Source organism: Microbispora sp. NPDC049125, assembly GCF_040802045.1.
In the GTDB taxonomy this organism is placed as follows: domain Bacteria; phylum Actinomycetota; class Actinomycetes; order Streptosporangiales; family Streptosporangiaceae; genus Microbispora.
Window position 1 is genome coordinate 38,086 of the sequence record NZ_JBEZDW010000021.1, and the last position, 18,642, is coordinate 56,727.

At 72.4% G+C, this 18,642-nt stretch carries 16 protein-coding genes; 14 read left to right on the top strand and 2 right to left on the bottom strand.

Going from position 1 to position 18,642, the window contains the following annotated elements; translation table 11 throughout:
* Positions 1-117 precede the first annotated feature (117 nt).
* Positions 118-1,620, top strand: a complete 1,503-nt coding sequence (gene miaB, locus AB0B72_RS23530) for a tRNA (N6-isopentenyl adenosine(37)-C2)-methylthiotransferase MiaB (protein ID WP_367741059.1) — start codon at positions 118-120, stop codon at positions 1,618-1,620.
* Between the two features lie 874 nt (positions 1,621-2,494).
* On the opposite strand, the gene AB0B72_RS23535 is transcribed toward miaB, so the two are convergent.
* Both AB0B72_RS23535 and AB0B72_RS23540 read right to left on the bottom strand, forming a co-directional pair.
* Complete coding sequence (locus tag AB0B72_RS23535; protein ID WP_367741060.1) at positions 2,495-3,808, bottom strand: MFS transporter; 1,314 nt, start codon at positions 3,806-3,808, stop codon at positions 2,495-2,497.
* Positions 3,805-4,380 (bottom strand): helix-turn-helix domain-containing protein, encoded by a 576-nt coding sequence (locus AB0B72_RS23540; RefSeq protein ID WP_367741061.1) that lies wholly within the window; start codon positions 4,378-4,380, stop codon positions 3,805-3,807. Before AB0B72_RS23540 ends, AB0B72_RS23535 begins: the two co-directional genes overlap by 4 nt.
* A gap of 136 nt (positions 4,381-4,516) precedes the next feature.
* Between AB0B72_RS23540 and AB0B72_RS23545 the strand changes: the two genes are divergently transcribed.
* The 13 genes from AB0B72_RS23545 (at position 4,517) to AB0B72_RS23605 (ending at position 18,577) form a co-directional block, all read left to right on the top strand.
* Positions 4,517-5,464: a ribonuclease Z gene (locus tag AB0B72_RS23545; protein ID WP_367741062.1), complete on the top strand. Its 948-nt coding sequence runs from the start codon at positions 4,517-4,519 to the stop codon at positions 5,462-5,464.
* Between the two features lie 9 nt (positions 5,465-5,473).
* Positions 5,474-6,244, top strand: coding sequence for a hypothetical protein (locus tag AB0B72_RS23550; protein WP_367741063.1), 771 nt, complete (start codon positions 5,474-5,476; stop codon positions 6,242-6,244).
* A 110-nt stretch (positions 6,245-6,354) separates the two neighbouring features.
* Entirely contained in the window at positions 6,355-6,825 is a 471-nt protein-coding gene (locus tag AB0B72_RS23555; RefSeq protein WP_367741064.1) for a hypothetical protein, read from the top strand.
* 27 nt (positions 6,826-6,852) lie between these two features.
* Positions 6,853-7,383 carry a methylated-DNA--[protein]-cysteine S-methyltransferase gene (locus AB0B72_RS23560; protein WP_367741065.1) on the top strand — a complete coding sequence of 177 codons (531 nt, stop codon included), beginning with the start codon at positions 6,853-6,855 and terminating at the stop codon, positions 7,381-7,383.
* Between the two features lie 28 nt (positions 7,384-7,411).
* Entirely contained in the window at positions 7,412-8,332 is a 921-nt protein-coding gene (miaA, locus tag AB0B72_RS23565; RefSeq protein ID WP_367741066.1) for a tRNA (adenosine(37)-N6)-dimethylallyltransferase MiaA, read from the top strand.
* Positions 8,333-8,343: 11 nt separating this feature from the next.
* A complete protein-coding gene (gene dapF / locus AB0B72_RS23570; RefSeq protein ID WP_367741067.1) occupies positions 8,344-9,156 on the top strand; it encodes a diaminopimelate epimerase in 813 nt (270 codons plus the stop codon).
* An 88-nt stretch (positions 9,157-9,244) separates the two neighbouring features.
* Entirely contained in the window at positions 9,245-10,024 is a 780-nt protein-coding gene (locus tag AB0B72_RS23575; protein ID WP_367741068.1) for a hypothetical protein, read from the top strand.
* Positions 10,025-10,119: 95 nt separating this feature from the next.
* Positions 10,120-12,447, top strand: coding sequence for a tetratricopeptide repeat protein (locus AB0B72_RS23580; RefSeq protein WP_367741069.1), 2,328 nt, complete (start codon positions 10,120-10,122; stop codon positions 12,445-12,447).
* 44 nt (positions 12,448-12,491) lie between these two features.
* Positions 12,492-13,253, top strand: coding sequence for an SDR family NAD(P)-dependent oxidoreductase (locus tag AB0B72_RS23585; RefSeq protein ID WP_367741070.1), 762 nt, complete (start codon positions 12,492-12,494; stop codon positions 13,251-13,253).
* A 277-nt stretch (positions 13,254-13,530) separates the two neighbouring features.
* On the top strand, positions 13,531-14,589 hold the full coding sequence (locus AB0B72_RS23590) for a glycine betaine/L-proline ABC transporter ATP-binding protein (protein WP_367741071.1): 1,059 nt from the start codon (positions 13,531-13,533) through the stop codon (positions 14,587-14,589).
* Positions 14,586-16,511, top strand: a complete 1,926-nt coding sequence (locus AB0B72_RS23595) for an ABC transporter permease (protein WP_367741072.1) — start codon at positions 14,586-14,588, stop codon at positions 16,509-16,511. Before AB0B72_RS23590 ends, AB0B72_RS23595 begins: the two co-directional genes overlap by 4 nt.
* Entirely contained in the window at positions 16,508-17,491 is a 984-nt protein-coding gene (locus tag AB0B72_RS23600) for an ABC transporter substrate-binding protein (protein ID WP_367741073.1), read from the top strand. Before AB0B72_RS23595 ends, AB0B72_RS23600 begins: the two co-directional genes overlap by 4 nt.
* Positions 17,492-17,626: 135 nt before the next feature.
* The gene (locus AB0B72_RS23605; protein ID WP_367741074.1) at positions 17,627-18,577 is read left to right on the top strand and encodes an ABC transporter substrate-binding protein; all 951 of its coding nucleotides are present in this window, start codon (positions 17,627-17,629) and stop codon (positions 18,575-18,577) included.
* The last annotated feature ends 65 nt before the right edge of the window (positions 18,578-18,642 follow it).

Here is an 18,642-nt window from a genome sequence, read left to right on the forward strand (position 1 = left end):
GAGCTCACAGGTCTTCATCACTCGTACGGAACAGGGGCGGCGGGCGGCTTCGGGCTCTTCGGGCTCTTCGGGCGGTGGTACGGGAGAAGGCGGGGGAGCGCCTACCCTTGTAGTGCGATGACTGCGACCACTATGGGCACCGAGGGCGCGACCCGCACCTACGAGCTGCGGACCTACGGCTGCCAGATGAACGTGCACGACTCCGAGCGCCTGGCCGGGCTGCTGGAGGACGCCGGATACGTCCGCGCCCCCGACGGGGAGACGGCGGACGTCGTGGTCTTCAACACCTGCGCGGTGCGGGAGAACGCGGACAACCGGCTCTACGGCAACCTGGGCCACCTGCGCCCGGTGAAGACGGCCCGCAAGGGCATGCAGATCGCCGTCGGCGGCTGCCTGGCCCAGAAGGACCAGGGCGAGATCGTCCGCCGGGCTCCGTGGGTCGACGTGGTGTTCGGCACGCACAACATCGGCTCGCTGCCGGTGCTCCTGGAGCGCGCCCGCGTCGCCGAAGAGGCCCAGGTCGAGATCAAGGAGTCGCTGGAGACCTTCCCCTCGACGCTGCCGAGCAGGCGCGAGTCGGCGTACGCCGCGTGGGTGGCGATCTCGGTCGGCTGCAACAACACCTGCACGTTCTGCATCGTGCCGTCGCTGCGCGGCAAGGAGAAGGACCGCCGGCCCGGCGACGTGCTCAGCGAGGTGCGGACCCTGGTCGGCCAGGGCGTCCTGGAGATCACCCTGCTCGGCCAGAACGTCAACACCTACGGCGTCGAGTTCGGCGACAGGCTCGCCTTCGGCAAGCTGCTGCGGGCGTGCGGGGAGGTCGAGGGGCTGGAGCGGGTCCGCTTCACCTCGCCCCACCCGGCGGCCTTCACCGACGACGTGATCGCGGCGATGGCCGAGACGCCGAACGTCATGCACCAGCTCCACATGCCGCTCCAGTCGGGCTCCGACCGGGTGCTCAAGGCCATGCGCCGGTCCTACCGCTCCGACCGCTACCTCGGGATCATCGAGCGCGTGCGGGCGGCCATGCCGGACGCCGCCATCTCGACCGACATCATCGTGGGCTTCCCCGGCGAGACCGAGGAGGACTTCCAGCAGACGCTCGACGTCGTACGGCAGGCCCGGTTCGCCAACGCCTTCACGTTCCAGTACTCGATCCGCCCGGGAACGCCCGCCGCCACCATGGACGGGCAGGTGCCGAAGGCGGTCGTGCAGGAGCGGTACGAGCGGCTGGTGGCCCTCCAGGAGGAGATCTCCTGGGCGGAGAACCGCGCGCAGGTCGGCCGGATCGTGGACGTCCTGGTCGCCGAGGGCGAGGGCCGCAAGGACGAGGCCACCCGGCGGCTGTCGGGCCGCGCCGCCGACAACCGGCTCGTGCACCTGGCCGCCGTGGACGCCCGTCCCGGCGACATGGTGACCGTCGAGGTGACCTACGCCGCGCCGCACCACCTGGTGGCCGACAAGGTCATGTCGGTGCGGCGCACCCGCGCGGGCGACACGTGGCAGGCACGCCAGGAGTCACCGGACCGGGGCCGGGCCGTCAGCCTCGGCATGCCGTCCATCGGCCGTCCCGCCGCCGTTCCCGCCTCCGCCGAGCCTCCCGCCTGCTCCGCCGTCTGACGTGGCCGCCACGGCGTCCGCCGGCGTAGGGGTGAAGCACTACCGGCGCGGGCTGAGCCCGTCCAGCACGGTGGAGCAGTACTCGCGCCGCAGCCCCTCGAAGCGTGCGCAGGCGTCCTGCGCCTGGCCCGGCGCCGGAGACGCCGCCCGCTCGGGCCGGGGTCGCGCGGGCGCCGCGCCGCCGTTCCCCCCAGGTGCCGTACGGCGATGCGCCGCGGGCGGATGGAGCGGAGAGCCGGGGGCGGGCCGCCCTGCCCTCGGGACACGTTGCCGGGCGGAACGGGCACCGGGACGAGCACCGGGAAGCGCGCCCCGCGCGCCGGTGGGCGGCGAGAGATCCGCCGGCGTCCCGATCCATGGGGGTGGCGGGACCCTGACCGGGGGCGCGCCCGCCCCGATGGCCGTCGGTCTGGCCGTCGGTGTTTCCCGGTAGGGCTGCGCGGACGGTTCCCGGTAGGGCTGCGCCGACGGAGCGGACGGCCAGGCGGAAGGCCGTCTGGAGGGCCTGGCCGGGGGCTGCCCGGACGGCCGGCTTGAGGGCCAGGCGGGAGGCCGTGCGGAGGGCCTGGCCGGGGGCTGCCCGGACGGCCGTCTAGGGGGCCAGGCGGAGGGCCCGGCGGACGGCCCGGCTTGAAGGACGGAGGCGGCGCGGTGCTCGGGCAGCACGGCGAGGACGACGGCGAGCACCGCGATCGAGGCGGCCCCGGCGGCGCCCGCCAGGGCGAGAGCCGTACGGGCGCGACGGCGGTGCCGCGGACGGGGGGAAAGGTCCGGCAACGTGGGATTCTTCCGTTAGACGGTTCTCGATTCCCGCCAGTCTGCCGACCGCCCGGCCGTCATGGGCCGGAGTTCCCCGCCGGTGACCCCAGGCCGTTCAGGGCGCCTTCCCGGCGCGATCCTCAGGAGAGTCCTCGAAGATCTCCGGCTCCGGAGCGCGCTCGGGCAGGTCCCGGCGGCGCGCCATGGGGCCGATGAGCAGGATCAGGGTGGACGGCACCAGCGCGGCCATCATCACCCACAGCGTCGTGCGGACGCCGATCGCGCCTCCGAGCGCGCCGCCGAGAAGCGCCCCGACCGGGATCGCGCCGTAGTTGAGGAACTGCATGCTGACGAGGACGCGGCCGAGCAGGTGGCCCGGGACGTACGCCTGACGGAAGGCGCCCTTGACGACGTTGCCGACGGTGATCGCCGCGGACAGGACGACCCCGCCCGCCACGGCGAAGGCCAGCCCCCAGCCAGGCCCGGTGAGCGGGATGAGCAGCCCGAACGGCATGCCGCCGAGCTGGCACAGCACCATCGCGCGCGCGGTCCCCACGCGGCGCGCGAAGCGGGCCGCCACCGCCGCGCCGGCGAGGCCGCCGAGGCTCATGCCCGCGACCACCAGTCCCGCGGCGCCGGGACCGATCTCCACGACGCGCAGGAGGAAGACCACGAGGAGCGCCTGATAGCCGTTGAGCGCCAGGTTGGCGGCGGCGCCGGAGACGGTGAGGACCCGCAGGTACGGGTCCCGGGCCACGAACCGCAGCCCTTCGGCGATCTCCCGCCGCAGCCCGTCGCGCGGCCGGGCCCGCGGCTCCCGCGTCTCCCTCGCGCCGATCCTGAGCAGGCAGATCGCGGAGACCAGGAAGCTCGCGGCGTCGGCCAGCAGTCCGGCGACGGCCGTGAACGCCTGCGCGATCAGCCCGGCGAGGCCGGGCCCCCCGACGTACGCGGCGGACTCGCTGCCCATCAGCATGGCGTTGCCCGCGGTCAGCTCCTCAGGAGGCAGGATGACCGGCAGGTAGGCGTTGTAGGCCGTCTGGAAGAAGACGGTGGACACCCCGCCGAGGAACGCGACGGCCAGCAGATGCGCCATGGTCAGCGCGCCGTACCAGGCGGCGACCGGCACGCTGAGGAACAGCAGGAGCGAGATCACATCACATGTGATCATGACCGGCCGCCGGGGGAGACGGTCCACCCACGCGCCTGCGGGCAGGCCGACCAGCAGCCACGGCAGCCACGAGGCGGCGGGCAGTGCGCTGACCTGCAGCGTGCTCGCGTGCAGCGACGAGACGGCCACCAGCGGGAGGGCCACCACGCTGATCATGCTGCCCAGCGTGCTGGTCGTCTGCCCGATCCACAGCAGGCGGAAGTCGCGGCGCCGGAGGGGGCTTCCCGCCGGGGTCCGCGACCGCGCGGGCGCCGTCATGGCCGGGCCGGGACGCCGTGGGCGAAGACGTACACCGGCTCCCGCCGCCGCCCGTCCTGGGGGAGCTCCCGCGTCGCCCACCGGTCGAGCACGGCGATGATCTCGGCCGACAGCTCGGTCAGCTCCCCAGGCGTCAGCCGGAGCCACTTGTCGGTGGCGAACGGCCCCTCGGGCCAGGCCTTCCGCTCCTCCTCGGAGGCCGCGTACCAGGTGCGGACCGCGTTCATGTGGTAGTCGAGGTTGAGCGACTCCGCGGCCGCCGCGACGGCCGCGGCGGCGGGGTCCTCGTCGAAGTCCCTCGTGGACCATCGCAGGCCGGCCGAGACCGGCCGCCACCAGCGTTCCCGTCGGTCGCGGGCGAGCTCGGGGGCCTCCTCGATCAGGTCGCACGTGCCGAGCACCCGTAGGTGATGGCTGACGTTGGCCACCGCCTGACCGGTGCGTCCGGCCAGCATGCTGGCCGTGGCGGGGCCGTCGAGCTTCAGCGCGTCGATGAGGCGGCGGCGCAGCGGATGCGCGAGCGCGGCCAGGACGCGCGAGTCGGTGACTTTGCGGATCTCCTCAGTGGCCATGCCTCCACGTTGACATCCGCAATACCTGTTGCGCAACATCTATTGTGCAATTCATGTTGCACATAGCCGCGCGGGTCCCGGCGGGCGGACGTCCCCTCGCGGCGGCGACTCCGCCGGAGCGCCTAGCATCTCGGATGTGTCCGTTCGAGAACTCGTCGTCCTCGGCACCTCGAGCGCGGTGCCGACGCGCCGCCGCAACCACAACGGATATCTGCTGCTGTGGGACGGCCAGGGGTTCCTGTTCGACCCGGGGGAGGGGACGCAGCGTCAGATGCTGCACGCGGGAGTGAGCGCGCACGACGTCACCTGGATCTGCGTCACCCACTTCCACGGCGACCACTGCCTCGGTGTGCCCGGAGTGGTCCAGCGCGTCGCCCGCGACCGGGTGGTTCATCAGGTACAGGCCGCCTACCCCGCCTCCGGTGAGCACTACTGGCGGCGGCTGCGCCACGCCGCGGTGTTCGCGGACACGGACGTGATCACGCCCAGGCCGGTCGCGGAGGACGGCGCGCGCCTGCCCGCCGGGCCCGTCACCCTGACGGCCCGGTCGCTGTCCCATTCCGTCGAGACGTACGGCTACCGCATCGACGAGCCCGGCGGCCGCCGGATGCTCCCGGCGGAGCTGGCCAGGCGGGGTGTCACCGGCCCCATGATCGGTGAGCTGCGTCGCCGGGGCTCGCTGACCGCGCCGGACGGCACGCTCGTGACGCTGGACGAGTGCAGCGCGCCCCGTCCCGGTCAGAGCGCGGCCTTCGTCATGGACACCCGGCTGTGCGACGGGGTGTTCGCGCTGGCCGAAGGCGTGGATCTGCTCGTCATCGAGTCGACCTTCCTGTCGGGGCAGGCCGCGCTGGCCGCCGAGTACGGCCACCTGACGGCCGCCCAGGCGGGCCAGGTCGCGGCGGCCTGCGGCGTGCGGCGCCTCGTGCTCACCCACTTCTCCGAGCGGTACACCGCCGCCGACGAGCCCCGCTTCGTGGAGGAGGCCCGCAAGGCGTACGCGGGGGACGTCGTCGTGGCCGCCGACCTCATGCGCGTCCCGGTCCCCCGGCGCGCGCCCGTCCGGCAAGATCACGCGGGATAGGCTGGGAAGGTGCTCGTCGCCGCCGCCGTCTGCCCGCATCCGCCACTGATCGTGCCGGAGGTCGCCGGGACGGCCGCGCCCGAGCTCGACGATCTCCGTACGGCGTGCGTCCGCGCGATCCGCCTCCTCGCCGCCTCCGGGGCCGGCGTGCTGGTGGTCGTGGGAGGTGCGGAGAAGACGGCCCGCTACACCGGCGACGCGGCCGGGACGATGCGGCCCTGGGGCCCCGACGTCCGCGTGGGCCACGGCGATCCGTGCCTGCCGCTGTCGCTGACCGTCGGCCGGTGGCTGCTGGAGCTCGCGGGAGTCGCCGGTGAGCCCGCGGGAGGGGCCGCACCCGGAACGGAGCTCCGGTTCCACGCGGTGGCGGCGGACGCCTCACCCGCCGAATGCGCCGCCATCGGCCGGGAGATCGCCCGGTCGGCCGACCGGGTGGCCGTGCTGGCGATGGGCGACGGGTCGGCGAGGCTGACGGAGAGCTCACCGGGATACCTGCATCCCCTCGCCGTGCCGTACGACCGGATGCTCGCCGACGCGATCGGGAGCGCGGCGGTGGACCGGCTCGCGGCGATGGACCCCGCCGAGGCCGCGGAGCTGTGGGTCGCGGGCAGAGCCGCCTTCCAGGTCCTCGCGGCGGCGGCGGGTGACCGCCCCCGGCGCGCGGCCGCCCCCGGGCCGGTGGCGGTGCGGCGCTTCAGTGAGGTGCTGTACGACGACGCCCCCTACGGCGTCGGCTACCACGTGGCTCGCTGGGCCTTCGAGGACGCCTCCCCGGCCTGACCTTTCCGGTCGTGCAGGAAGACGGCATAGGGCCGTACGTAATTGAGTTGTTACGGAAAGTGATAAGGATCTGCTTACGGCCATACCGCGTGTAGCCAGACAATGCAGTCATGGAACGTCCCGGGCTGACGCGAGCGGCCGAGGTCGCGGCGATCATCGCGTTGCTCGTGGCCGTCGCCGCACTCGCCTGGGACATGGGTCATTCCTCCCCCGGAGGGGGGCCGTCCGCGTCGCCGAGCTCACGTCCGACGGTGACGATCACCCAGACGGTGGTCGTGTCGCCCGGCTCCGCCGCGTCGAGCTCCGACGACTCCGGCCCGGGCGGATGGGCGATCGTGATCTGGTCGGCGGTGGTGCTCGCGGGCGTGTTCGTCACCGGCATCGTCTCCGGCGTCACCGGCCAGAGCTCTGCCAGCGGCGGTGACGCCCAGTTCTTCACCGGCGCTGTCGTCGGCGTGATCCTCTTCGTCGTCTGGCTGCTGATCTTCTGGGATCCCCTCGCCTGGTGGGGCATCCTTCTCGAGCTGGCCCTGGCATGCGGCGTGTTCATCGCGGGCGGCGTCATCGGCGACGAGATGTGACCACCGCAGCGGGGGCACAATGGGGGAATGGCGCAAAGTGTGGCCTTCGGGAGCGTGCCGACCAGGCTCGGGGACGTTCTCGCGGCCGTGACCGAGGACGGCGTCGCCGCCACCGCGTTCCAGGACGGCCCCCGCGTGCGGGCCAGGATCGCCGGACGGCTCGGCATGGCCGTCGCGGACGACCCCGCCCGTACGGCTGCCGCCCGCGCCGAGCTGGCCGCCTACTTCCGGGGTGAGCTGCGGGAGTTCACCGTGCCCCTCGACTGGCGGCTCATGTCGCCCATTCAGCGGAAGGTCCTCGGCACCCTCCACGGCACGGTGCCGTACGGCAAGGTCGTCACCTACGGCGAGCTGGCCGCCCGGAGCGGCACCGGCGTGCCGGCCCGGGGCGTCGGGTCCATCATGGGCGGCAACCCCATCCCGATCATCGTGCCGTGCCATCGGGTCGTGGCGGGCGACGGGCTCGGCGGGTTCAGCGGCGGTGACGGCGTGGAGTCCAAGCGCTGGCTGCTGACCCTGGAGGGTCACCTCCCGCCGACGCTCGACTGGGACCTGTGACCCTGACGGCACTGCCAGACTGGACGGTGTGGGGCAGCTACCAGTCATCGCCGTCGTGGGCGCCACGGCGGCCGGGAAGTCCGACCTCGCCGTGGAGCTGGCGCTCCGGCTGGGCGGCGAGGTCCTCAACACCGACTCCATGCAGCTCTACGAGGGCATGGACATCGGCACGGCCAAGCTGACCGAGGCCGAGCGCCGGGGCGTGCCGCACCACCTGCTCGACATATGGCCGGTCACCCGCACCGCCAGCGCCGCGGAGTACCAGCGGCTGGCCCGCCCCCTCATCGACGACCTCCGGTCGAGGGGCCGGGCCGCGATCCTCGCAGGAGGGTCGGGCCTTTACGTCCGGGCCGCCATCGACGACCTGGAGTTCCCCGGAACCGATGCCGGCCTGCGGGCCCGGCTGGAGAAGGAGCTGGACGCGACCGGCCCCGCCCCGTTGTACGACCGGCTCACGGCTCTCGACCCGGTGGCCGCGGGGAACATCCTGCCGAGCAACGGCCGCAGGATCGTCCGCGCGCTCGAAGTGATCGAGCTGTCCGGGCGGCCCTTCTCCGCGACCCTGCCGTCGTACGACGCCGTCTACGACAGCGTGCAGATCGGCGTGGAGGTGCCGAGGCCGGAGCTCGACCGGCGCATCGAGCTGCGGGTGGACCGCATGTGGGAGGCCGGGCTGGTCGGGGAGGTCCGCGCCCTGCTGGAGCGCGGCCTGGCCGAGGGCAGGACGGCGAGCCGCGCGCTCGGATACGCGCAGGTGATCCGTTTCCTTTCCGGCGAATGGACCGAGGAGCGGGCCCGCGAGGAGACCGTGCGGGCCACCCGCCGCTTCGCCCGGCGCCAGGAGTCGTGGTTCCGGCGCGATCCCCGCGTCGTCTGGCTGCCCTTCGACGCCCCCGGCCTCGCCGATCGCGCGTACGCCCTGGCCGCCGGGGGAGCCCCCCGACCGTAGACTTCGGTGTCATGAGGTTCGTGAAGGGACACGGCACGGAGAACGACTTCGTCATCCTGCCGGACGCCGACGACCGGCTGGAGCTGTCCCCGGCGACCGTGTCCGCCCTGTGCGACCGCCGCGCGGGGATCGGCGCGGACGGCGTCCTGCGCGTGGTGCGCGCCAAGCTCTGCCCCGAGGTGTCGGAGCAGGCCGGCGAGGCCGAGTGGTTCATGGACTACCGCAACGCGGACGGCAGCGTCGCCGAGATGTGCGGCAACGGCACCCGGGTCTTCGCCCGCTACCTGGTGGACGCGGGCCTGGCGGCCCCCGGCGAGTTCGCCGTGGCCACCCGTGGAGGCCTCAAGCGCGTACGGCTCGGGGCCACGGGAGACGTCTCCGTGGACATGGGCCGGCCGACGGTGCTCGGCGAGAGCACGGCGACCGTCGGCGGACGGCGATACCGCGGCCTCAACGTCAGCATGGGCAACCCCCACCTGGCCTGCCTGATCGGCGACCCGGTGGCCGGGCTCGACCTGAGCCTGGAGCCCGGGTACGACCGGGAGGTCTACCCCCACGGCGTCAACGTCGAGCTGGTCAACACGACCGGTGACCACGTCGTCGACATGCGGGTCCACGAGCGCGGCTCGGGGGAGACCCGGTCCTGCGGCACGGGGGCGGTCGCGACGGCGGTGGCGGCGGCGCACGCGGCGGGGGAGGAGACCGGCACCTGGACCGTCCACGTCCTGGGCGGCACGGTGACCGTCACCCTCGACGAGCACACGAGCCATCTGGCCGGGCCCGCCGTCCTCGTCGCCTCCGGCGAGCTCCCCGCCGTCGTCTGAGAGATCGACGCGCCGCGGCCCGGGTGGTTGCAGAATCTTGTTCTGATGGGTGAGGCTGAGTTCTCCAGTCAGACCGAGGAGTTGGCACATGGACGCGCGCGACGCGGTGGTGGAGACGAAGGCGGCGATCGGGGCGCTCGGCGGGGGGTTCATGCTCTCGCGGGAAGTCAAGAGCCTGTGCGAGCACCACGGGCTGGGCCCCAGGGAGATGTATTTCCGCGGGCGCTGCGGCGTTCTCGGCGAGGTCGACGCCGATGTCGTCATGGCGGCCACGGCCTTCTTCCCGTCCGGCCACGTGAGGGAGTCGTGGGAGGGGGGACGGAGGCTCCCCGCGGCCGAGGCGGCCGCCCTCTACGCGTCCGCGTGCCACGCCTGGGGGCGGCGCAGGCTCGGCGGGCTCGCCGGGGCGGACCGCCTGTCGGCGCTGCTCGCCGTGGTCGCGGACGGCTCGGACGTGCTCGGCGCCCCCCTGTTCGCCGGGTGGCGGGCCATGCCCCGCCCGGCCGGCGGGCCGGAGCTGACGGCTCACCTGCTGCACGTCGTCCGCGAGCTGCGTGCGGCCCGGCACGTCACGGCCGTGATCGCGCACGGCGTCGATCCGCTGGACGCCACGCTGGTGGGCGCTTCCGGCGCGGGCACCCCGGTCCCCTACATCGACCCCTCCGACGTGGCCCGGTTCCTCGCCTGGCCCGGGCCGTACCCCGAGCCCTCACCTGAGGCGGCGCGGCGCCGGGCGGCGGCGGAGGAGCTGACCGACGATCTGATGGCGCGGGCGTACGCGGCGCTCGGCCCGGCGGAGCTCACCGAGCTGGCCGGGCTGCTCCAGGAGGCCACCCGGGCCGCGTCCGGCGCGGCGGCGGGCCGCTGACAGACGGACGCCCCGCGCGCCGGCGGTGTTTCGGGTCTCCAGTGCTGTTTCGGGTCTCCAGTGGTGTTTCGGGTCTCCGTGGTGTTCAGGTCTCCGTGCTTGTTTGGGTCATGGTCGGCGACCTGGCAGACTGGCTCCTCATGGACGTGGACATCTGGGCCTGGGTCGGCGGCACCCAGCGCGAATTGCACGAGAGCGGCAACACCGGGCTCGCCATGGCGCTGGGTGACGTGCCCGCCCAAGCGCTGGAGGGCCGGTACGGCCAGCTCGACGTCGTCGCGCCGGCGATCGCCAAGCACGCCGAGACGCTCGGACAGCCGTGGCTGGAGCTCTTCGCGCGCTACTGGCACCTGATGGGCCGGGTGGGCGACCGGGCGAACGGCGCGGTCGCGCTGGACGACGCCGCGTCGCTCGTGGAGTTCGCCCAGCGCGACGACGTACGCGACTGCCCGGCCGCGCCCGCCGCCGTCGAGGTCCTGGTGGTCACCCAGTCCAACACCGACGGCCCCGGCTTCGCCGAGACCCGCCTCGCCGCGCTCGGCTCCGCCCTCGACGGGAACGGGCCCGAGTCGCTCGCGTTTCCCGGGCTGGCCACGCAGTACGTCGCGGCGCTCGTCGACGCGGGCCAGCCGGCCGAGGCGGTGGCTTACGCGGAAACCGCGGTGGAGCGCCTGCGCGGGGCCGAGCGTCAGGCGAGCTGGGAGCTGGGCGCCGCCTCGGCGCGCGCGCTCCTCGCCGCCGGCCGTGCGGACGACGCGCTGACCGCCCTCGACGCCTCCACCGGGTTCAAGCCGGACGACCCCGTGGCCAAGGGCCGCCGGGAGGCCCTGCTCCGGTCGATGGTCCTGGCGACCCTCGGCCGCGTCGAGGAGGCCGTCGAGGCGCTTCCCGACCTCGACGTCGTAGGAGACCACCCGCGGGAGTGGGTCGACTGGGCGCACACCGTCCGCCTGCTCGCGTCCAGCGGCTCGATCGCCAACACCTGGCAGCTCGGGCGGATCCTGCGCCAGTGGATCACGTACTTCGAGACGATGGGCGGCCACCGCCCCCGGGCCGAGCTGGCGGTGACCGCCGGGCATCTGGCCGTGGGCCGTCAGGGCCTGTGGCAGGCCCGCCTGCTCGCCGACTACGCGGAGGCGGCGCTGGGCGGTCTGGCCTCCGGCGACGAGCTCGCCGCGCGCGTCGCCGAGCTGCGCGCGGCGGTCGACGGCGCGACCGAGCCGCCGGCCCCCGGCCCCGCCGACGAGCTGGTCGCCTACTTCGACGCCGCCGACGGCCGCACGGCCGACCCCGAGCGCTGGGTGGGCTGGCTGTGGCCGCTCGCCGGGACGGACCTGGAGGCCACCCGCCGCCACGCCACCACGCTCGGGTTCCTCGGCTACGCGCCGGCCGGGGCGGACATCTACTGGAAGACCCTCGTCGAGGACGGCGATCCCGCCGCCGCGAGCGAGGAGGACGTCGCCTACCTCACCGGCCTGCTGATCGAGGCCGGGCAGGACGACCGCGTCGAGCGGCTCGCCGCGGCCCTTCCCGAAGGGCGTTCCAGCCTCGCGCTGGCCCGCCTGTACCGGGCGCGCGAGCGGTGGGAGGAGACGGCGGCCGCGGCCGAGCGGGCCGCCGGCGCGGGAGTCGGCCTGGAGGCGGCGCGCCTGTGGTCCGGAGCCGCCCAGCAGCTCGGCGACAACGCCAAGGCCGCCGAGATCCTCCGCCCTCTGCTCGACTCCGAGGAGGGCGAGGAGGAGGACATCTGGCGGCTGATCGTGCTGTCGACGGCCATCGAGGACTGGGCGACCGTGCGGGCCGCGGGCATCAAGCTCGGCATGCCGGTCGAGCCGGGCGGCGAGCCGATCGAGGAGGAGTGGCACCTGGTCCGCGTCATCCTCCCCGCGCCCGACGGCAGCCAGCGGGAGGTGCTCGCCGTGCGCACCGGCCCGGCCACCGCCCGGCTCGCCATCCCCCAGCCCCGCGGCATGGAGTACAACGCGGGCGACGTGGTCGTCATCGACCCCCGCCCGCTGGAGCCCATCCCCGAGGACGAGGAGGGGCGGGAGAGCTTCGTCGTGCCGTTCGCCGGGGTGACGATGCTGCGTCCCGGCGGTTACACGAGCTGGTTCTTCGACGGCGCCGCGCCCTCCGAGGAGGAGTGGGCCGAGTTCAACGAGGTGCTCGCCGACCGCGGCTGGCCCATGTGGGTCTACAGCGACGAGAACTACCGCGTCACCCACCCGGCGAGCGGGGAGCAGCTCCCCGGCGTCTTCGGGTGGATCGCGATCCCGCCGACGGTCCAGCCGTCCGCGCTCGACGCCGTCCTCGACGACGTCACCGAGCAGTGGTCGCACCCGCTGGCCTGGCTCGACCTCGCCCGCGAGGTCGGCATCGAGGCGGAGCGGCACGAGCGGATCTCCAAGGAGTACGGCCTCTGAGCCCGCCGGGCTAGGATCACGCTCGGTTTCCCGAGGAGGTCGGCGTGATCCTGGACCGGTTCCGGCTGGACGGCAAGGTGGCCATCGTGACGGGGGCGTCGTCGGGGCTCGGCGTCGCCTTCGCGCGTGGACTCGCCGAGGCCGGCGCCGACGTCGCGATCGGAGCCCGCCGCGTGGACGGGCTCGATCGCACCCGGCGGCTGGTGGAGGAGACCGGGCGGCGGTGCCTGGCGGTCCCCACCGACGTCTCGGTCCCCGAGGACTGCCGGGCACTGGCCGACGCCGCCGTCGCCGGGCTCGGGCGGGTCGACATCCTGATCAACAACGCCGGCGTCGGCAGCGCCGTACCCGGCCTGCGCGAGACACCCGAGGAGTTCCGCCGGGTGATCGAGATCAACCTGCACGGCAGCTACTGGATGGCCCAGGCGTGCGCCCACGTCATGCCCCGGGGCTCGTCCATCGTCAACATCGGCAGCGTGCTGGGGGAGACGACGGCCGGGCTCCCGCAGGCCGCCTACAGCGCGTCCAAGGCGGCGATCACCGGCCTCACCCGCGACCTGGCGCAGCAGTGGACCTCCCGCAGGGGCATCCGGGTGAACTGCCTGGAGCCCGGGTTCTTCCACTCCGAGATGACGCAGAGGTATCCGGACGGTTACCTCGACCGCACACGTGAGCAGCGGGTTCTCATGAGGCGATCGGGCGATCCCGAGGAGCTCGTCGCGGCCGCGATCTTCCTCGCCTCCGACGCCGGTTCGTACGTCACCGGGGCGGTCATCCCGGTCGACGGGGGCTTTCTGATCACTTGATGTCCAGTGGGCGTCCAAAGGATCACTGGACGGTCACGATATGGCGGTTAGGTGGGTTTTTTCACCATCTGTAGCCCTTCGGGGCCCTAGCCTCATTCCTGTTGTCAAACAGGATGAGTGTTGCGCATAGCGCAACGCCTGTGCGTATGCCCACTGAGGAGTCGTTGGCCCCCCAACTCTTCATCCACGGTGTGCGGGCGGCAGCTCCGCGCCGTGCTGTGGCGTTTCCGGGCGTCCACGCCGTCTCGCGGGCGAGCGCCAAGTGAGGGGAATCGAAGTGGGCACAGCCGCGATCGAGGTTCGCGGGCTCTGGAAGATCTTCGGCCCCCGGGCCGACCGGATCCTCGCCGGCCCCGACGCCGATCTTGACCCCGCAGCGCTCCGGGCCAAGACCGGATGCACCGCCGCCGTGCGGGACGTCGGCTTCGAGGTACGGCCCGGCGAGGTGTTCGTGGTCATGGGCCTGTCGGGCAGCGGGAAGTCCACGCTGGTCCGCTGCCTCACCCGGCTGATCGAGCCGACCGCGGGAGAGGTGCGCATCGGGGGGCAGGACGTCCTCGGGATGTCCGCCGCCCAGCTGCGCGAGCTGCGCCGCCACAAGGTCAGCATGGTCTTCCAGCATTTCGGGCTGTTGCCGCACCGCCGGGTGGTCGACAACGTCGCCTACGGCCTGGAGATCCAGGGAGTGGGGAAGGCCGCCCGGCACGACAGGGCGCGTCAGATCATCTCGCTCGTCGGACTTGAGGGCCAGGAGGACTCCTATCCCGACCAGCTCTCCGGCGGGATGCAGCAGCGCGTGGGCCTCGCCAGGGCGCTCGCCGTCGACCCCGAGGTGCTGTTGTTCGACGAGCCGTTCAGCGCCCTGGACCCCCTGATCCGGCGGGACATGCAGGCCGAGGTCGTCCGGCTGCACCGGGAGGTCGGCAAGACGATGGTCTTCATCACCCACGACCTGTCCGAGGCGCTCAAGCTGGGGGAGCGGATCGCGATCATGCGGGCCGGGTCGATCGTCCAGGTCGGCACGCCCGAGGAGCTGGTGGGGGCGCCCGCGGACGACTACGTCGCCGACTTCGTCAGGGACGTCCCCAAGTCACACGTGCTGTCGCTGCGCTGGATCTGCCGGCCGCCCGAGCCGGGCGAGCCGCTGGACGGCCCCGAGCTGCCGGTCGGCACCGTCATCCGCGACGCCGTCCCGGCCGCCATGGCGTCGGCCCGGCCGATCCGGGTCGTGTCCGGCGGCGAGCTCGTCGGCGTCGTCGACCGGGTGGACCTGCTCGGCGCCGTACGCGGCGAGGGGGAGCCGGTCGCCGCCGGCTCAGGGGAGACGAAGTGGTGAGCGCGCCCGTGCGCGTGGCGCCGCCCGTCCCCGCCGCGGCCCGCTCCCGGCGGCCGGCCCGATGGGTTCCGGCCGCGACCGGGGTCGTCGCCTTCGTGGTGCTCTACGTGGCGTTCAAGGGCACCGCGGTGCTCCCGCACGACGACGACGCCGCGCTGTTCCACTGGCTGAACGACGCCCGCGACTGGGTCGACGACAACCGCAACAGCAGCCCGTTCTTCCTGTTCTTCATCAACTACGTCCGCCTGTTCGTGGCGCAGCTGTACACCGTGTTCCAGACGACGCTGGTCGCCCTGGGCTGGCCGGGCCTGATCGGGCTCGCCGGAGGCCTCGGCTGGCTCGCCGGCGGATGGCGGATCGCGCTCGTGTCGGTCGCGGGCTTCGGCGGCATCGGCGTGCTCGGCATGTGGGACGCGAGCGTCGACACGCTGGCGCTCACGCTCACCGCCGTGCTGCTGTCCCTGGCCGTGGGGATTCCCCTGGGGGTCTGGGCAGGGCGCTCCCGCCGGGTGCGGGGGATCGTGACGCCGGTGCTCGACGTCATGCAGATCATGCCGACGTTCTCGTACCTCTCACCGATCGTCCTGCTGTTCCTCATCGGGCCGGCGTCCGCCACGATCGCCACGATGATCTACGCGATGCCCCCCGCGATCAGGATCACCGCGCTCGCCGTCCAGCGGGTCTCCCCGGTGGCGGTGGAGGCGTCGGAGTCGCTGGGGGCCACGGGCTGGCAGACGATGCGCAAGGTGCGGCTGCCCATGGCGCTCAAAACGATCACGCTGGGCGTCAACCAGACGATCGCCGCCGCGCTGTCGATGGTGCCGCTGGTCGCCCTGATCGCGGCCCCGGGGCTCGGCGTGGACCTGCTCCAGGCGCTCGCCCGGGTCAACGTGGGAGCGGCGCTCGTCCCCGGCCTCGCCATCGTGCTCATCGCGATCGTGCTCGACCGGATCACCCGGGCCGCCGCGCTGCCCGGCGCCGGCTCGCCGGTCGTCCGCTGGGGCGGTTTCGCCGCGCTCACCGCGCTCGGCCTGGCGCTCACCCCGGTGCTCTCCGCGCAGTTCCCCGAGGACTGGCAGATCCAGATCGTCCGGCCGATCAACGACGTGGTCGACTGGATCGAGGCCCACTGGTACGGGTTCACCGGGTTCCTCAACGACACCGCGGCGTACGGGCTGCTGAACCCGCTTCAGGACGTGCTGACGAGTGCACCGTGGTGGCTGATCACGGCCGCGGTCCTCGCGTTCGCGTGGCGGGTGAGCGGCCTGGCCAGGGGCCTGGTGGCCGCGGGCTGCCTCCTCGGCGTCGCCGCTCTCGGCCTGTGGGAGCACGGCATGGAGACGCTGACGATCGTCGGCGTCGCGTCGGTGATCACGATCGCGATCGGGCTGGCGCTCGGCGTCGGCGCGGCGCGGTCCCGCGGGTTCGCCGCCGTGCTGCGCCCGCTGCTCGACGCCGCCCAGACGATGCCGTCGTTCTCGTACCTGCTGCCCGCCATCGCGCTGTTCGGCACCACCCGCTTCACAGCGATCATGGCGTCGCTGATCTACGCGGTGCCCGTCGTGGCGCGCCTCGTCGAGGACGGCATCAGGGACGTCCCGGCGACCGTGGTCGAGGCGGCCAGGTCGGCGGGGTCGACCGAGCGGCAGCTGCTGTGGAAGGTCCAGCTGCCGATGGCGAGGAGCTCGCTGCTCCTGGCCGCCAACCAGGGCATCGTCATGACCCTCGCGATGGTGGTGATCGGCGCGCTGGTGGGCGCCGGCGCCCTCGGATATGACGTCGTGGCCGGGATCGCGCAGCAGGAGGACTACGGAAAGGGTCTCGCCGCCGGCGTCGCCCTCGTCCTCCTCGGAATCATGCTCGACCGGATCACGCAGGGCGCCGACGGGCGCCGCAGTCCCCACAAGAAGAGGAACACATGAAGAAGTTACGCCTGATCACGGGTGTTCTCGTCCTTGGACTCAGCGCGGCCGCCTGTGGTGGCGGCGCCAAGGTGGAGGACGACTCCGCCGCCGCGCCGAGCGCGAGCGCGGCCGGCTCCGCCGCCGCGTCCTCGGGCGGCACGGTCAAGATGGCCATCAACGGCTGGGTGGGGTACGAGGCCAGCGCGGCCGTTGTGGACTACCTGCTCGAGCACGAGCTCGGCTACAAGGTCGAGAAGGTGACGCTCAACGAGGAGCCGTCCTGGCAGGGCATGGAGTCGGGTGACGTCGACGTCATCATCGAGAACTGGGGCCACGACGACCTCAAGAAGAAGTACATCGACGAGAAGAAGGTCGCCGTCGCGGCCGGCGAGAACGGCAACAAGGGCGTCATCGGGTGGTACGTCCCCGAGTGGATGGTGCAGAAGTACCCCGACATCACCGACTACAAGAACCTGAACAAGTACGCCAGCCTGTTCAAGACCTCCGAGTCGGGCGGCAAGGGACAGCTTCTCGACGGCGACCCCTCGTACGTCACCAACGACGAGGCGCTGGTCAAGAACCTGAAGCTGGACTACAAGGTCGTCTACGCCGGCAGCGAGGCCGCGCTGATCAAGGCGGCGAAGCAGGCCACCGCCCAGCAGAAGCCGCTGCTCATGTACTTCTACGAGCCGCAGTGGCTGTTCTCCCAGCTCAAGCTCGTGAAGATCAACCTTCCGCCGTACACGGCCGGGTGTGACGCCGATCCCAAGAAGATCGCCTGCGACTACCCGCCGTACGCGCTCGACAAGATCGTGAGCAAGAAGTTCGCCGACACCGGCGGCAAGGCGTACGACCTGGTCAAGAACTTCACGTGGACCAACGACGACCAGAACAAGGTCGCCGACGACATCACCAACAACGGCATGTCCGCCGAGGACGCCGCCAAGAAGTGGGTCGAGGCCAACCCGACCGTGTGGCAGGCCTGGATGCCCAAGTAGAGCCGAGCGGACGGCCGCGATCCACAGATCACGGCCGTCCGCCGCTCCGTCCCAGGAATACGTGGAATACTCTCCCGGTGTCGCCGCGGCCACGCCGCGTGCGTGCGCCGCCTGTTCGACATCAGATGAGGTCAGATGATGAGGGTCCGTCTCCTTGCCGGGGTGCTGACGATCGCGATGGTCATGACCGCCTGCAGCGGCGGGGGGTCGGAGGAGGCCCCTGTGGGGGGCGCGAGCGGCTCCGGCACGGTGAGGCTGGCCATCAACCCCTGGATCGGGTACGAGGCCAGCGCCGCGGTGGTGGCCTACCTGCTGCAGCACGAGCTCGGCTACAAGGTCCAGCGGGTCGAGAGCGGAGAGGCCGACTCCTGGAAGGGCTTCGAGAAGGGCACGGTCGACGTCGTCCTGGAGAACTGGGCCCACCCGGAGCTGAAGCGGGAGTACATCGACCAGAAGAAGGTCGCCGTCACCGCCGGGGAGAACGGCAACAAGGGCGTCATCGGCTGGTACGTCCCCGAGTGGATGGCCGAGAAGTACCCCGACATCACCAACTGGACCAACCTGGAGAAGTACAAGGACCTGTTCAAGACCGACAAGAGTGGTGACCTGGGCCAGTTCCTCGCCGGTGACCCGTCGTTCGTGACCAGCGACGCGGCGTTGATCAAGAACCTCGGCCTGCCGTACAAGGTGGTCTACTCCGGCAGCGAGGACGCGCTCATCGCGGCGGCACGCCAGGCGACGGAGAAGAAGACGCCGCTGCTCATGTACTTCTACGAGCCGCAGTGGCTGTTCAACCAGCTCAAGCTCGTCAAGATCAACCTTCCGCCGTACGCGATCGGGTGTGACGCCGATCCCCAGAAGATCAAGTGCGACTACCCGCCGTACCTGCTCGACAAGATCGTCAGCACGAAGTTCGCGGCGAGCGGCGGCAAGGCGTACGAGCTGGTGAAGAACTTCGTCTGGACCAACGACGACCAGAACTCGGTGGCCTTCGACATGGCCGTGAACAAGATGTCGAGCGAGGCGGCCGCCCAGAAGTGGGTGGAGGCCAACAAGATCGTCTGGCAGGACTGGATTCCTGCCTGACGGATGGATCCCCCCGCCTGCGGGGGACGGGAGCCTTCCCGAGGGGCGTGGCGCGCGAGGCGTGC

Coding starts and splice junctions, on each gene's coding strand:
- AB0B72_RS23540 (WP_367741061.1), bottom strand. CDS start 4,380: ATGGCCACTGAGGAGATCCGCAAAGTCACCGACTCGCGCGTCCTGGCC.
- dapF (WP_367741067.1), top strand. CDS start 8,344: ATGAGGTTCGTGAAGGGACACGGCACGGAGAACGACTTCGTCATCCTG.
- AB0B72_RS23560 (WP_367741065.1), top strand. CDS start 6,853: ATGGCGCAAAGTGTGGCCTTCGGGAGCGTGCCGACCAGGCTCGGGGAC.
- AB0B72_RS23555 (WP_367741064.1), top strand. CDS start 6,355: ATGGAACGTCCCGGGCTGACGCGAGCGGCCGAGGTCGCGGCGATCATC.
- AB0B72_RS23535 (WP_367741060.1), bottom strand. CDS start 3,808: ATGACGGCGCCCGCGCGGTCGCGGACCCCGGCGGGAAGCCCCCTCCGG.
- AB0B72_RS23600 (WP_367741073.1), top strand. CDS start 16,508: ATGAAGAAGTTACGCCTGATCACGGGTGTTCTCGTCCTTGGACTCAGC.
- AB0B72_RS23575 (WP_367741068.1), top strand. CDS start 9,245: ATGGACGCGCGCGACGCGGTGGTGGAGACGAAGGCGGCGATCGGGGCG.
- miaB (WP_367741059.1), top strand. CDS start 118: ATGACTGCGACCACTATGGGCACCGAGGGCGCGACCCGCACCTACGAG.
- AB0B72_RS23605 (WP_367741074.1), top strand. CDS start 17,627: ATGATGAGGGTCCGTCTCCTTGCCGGGGTGCTGACGATCGCGATGGTC.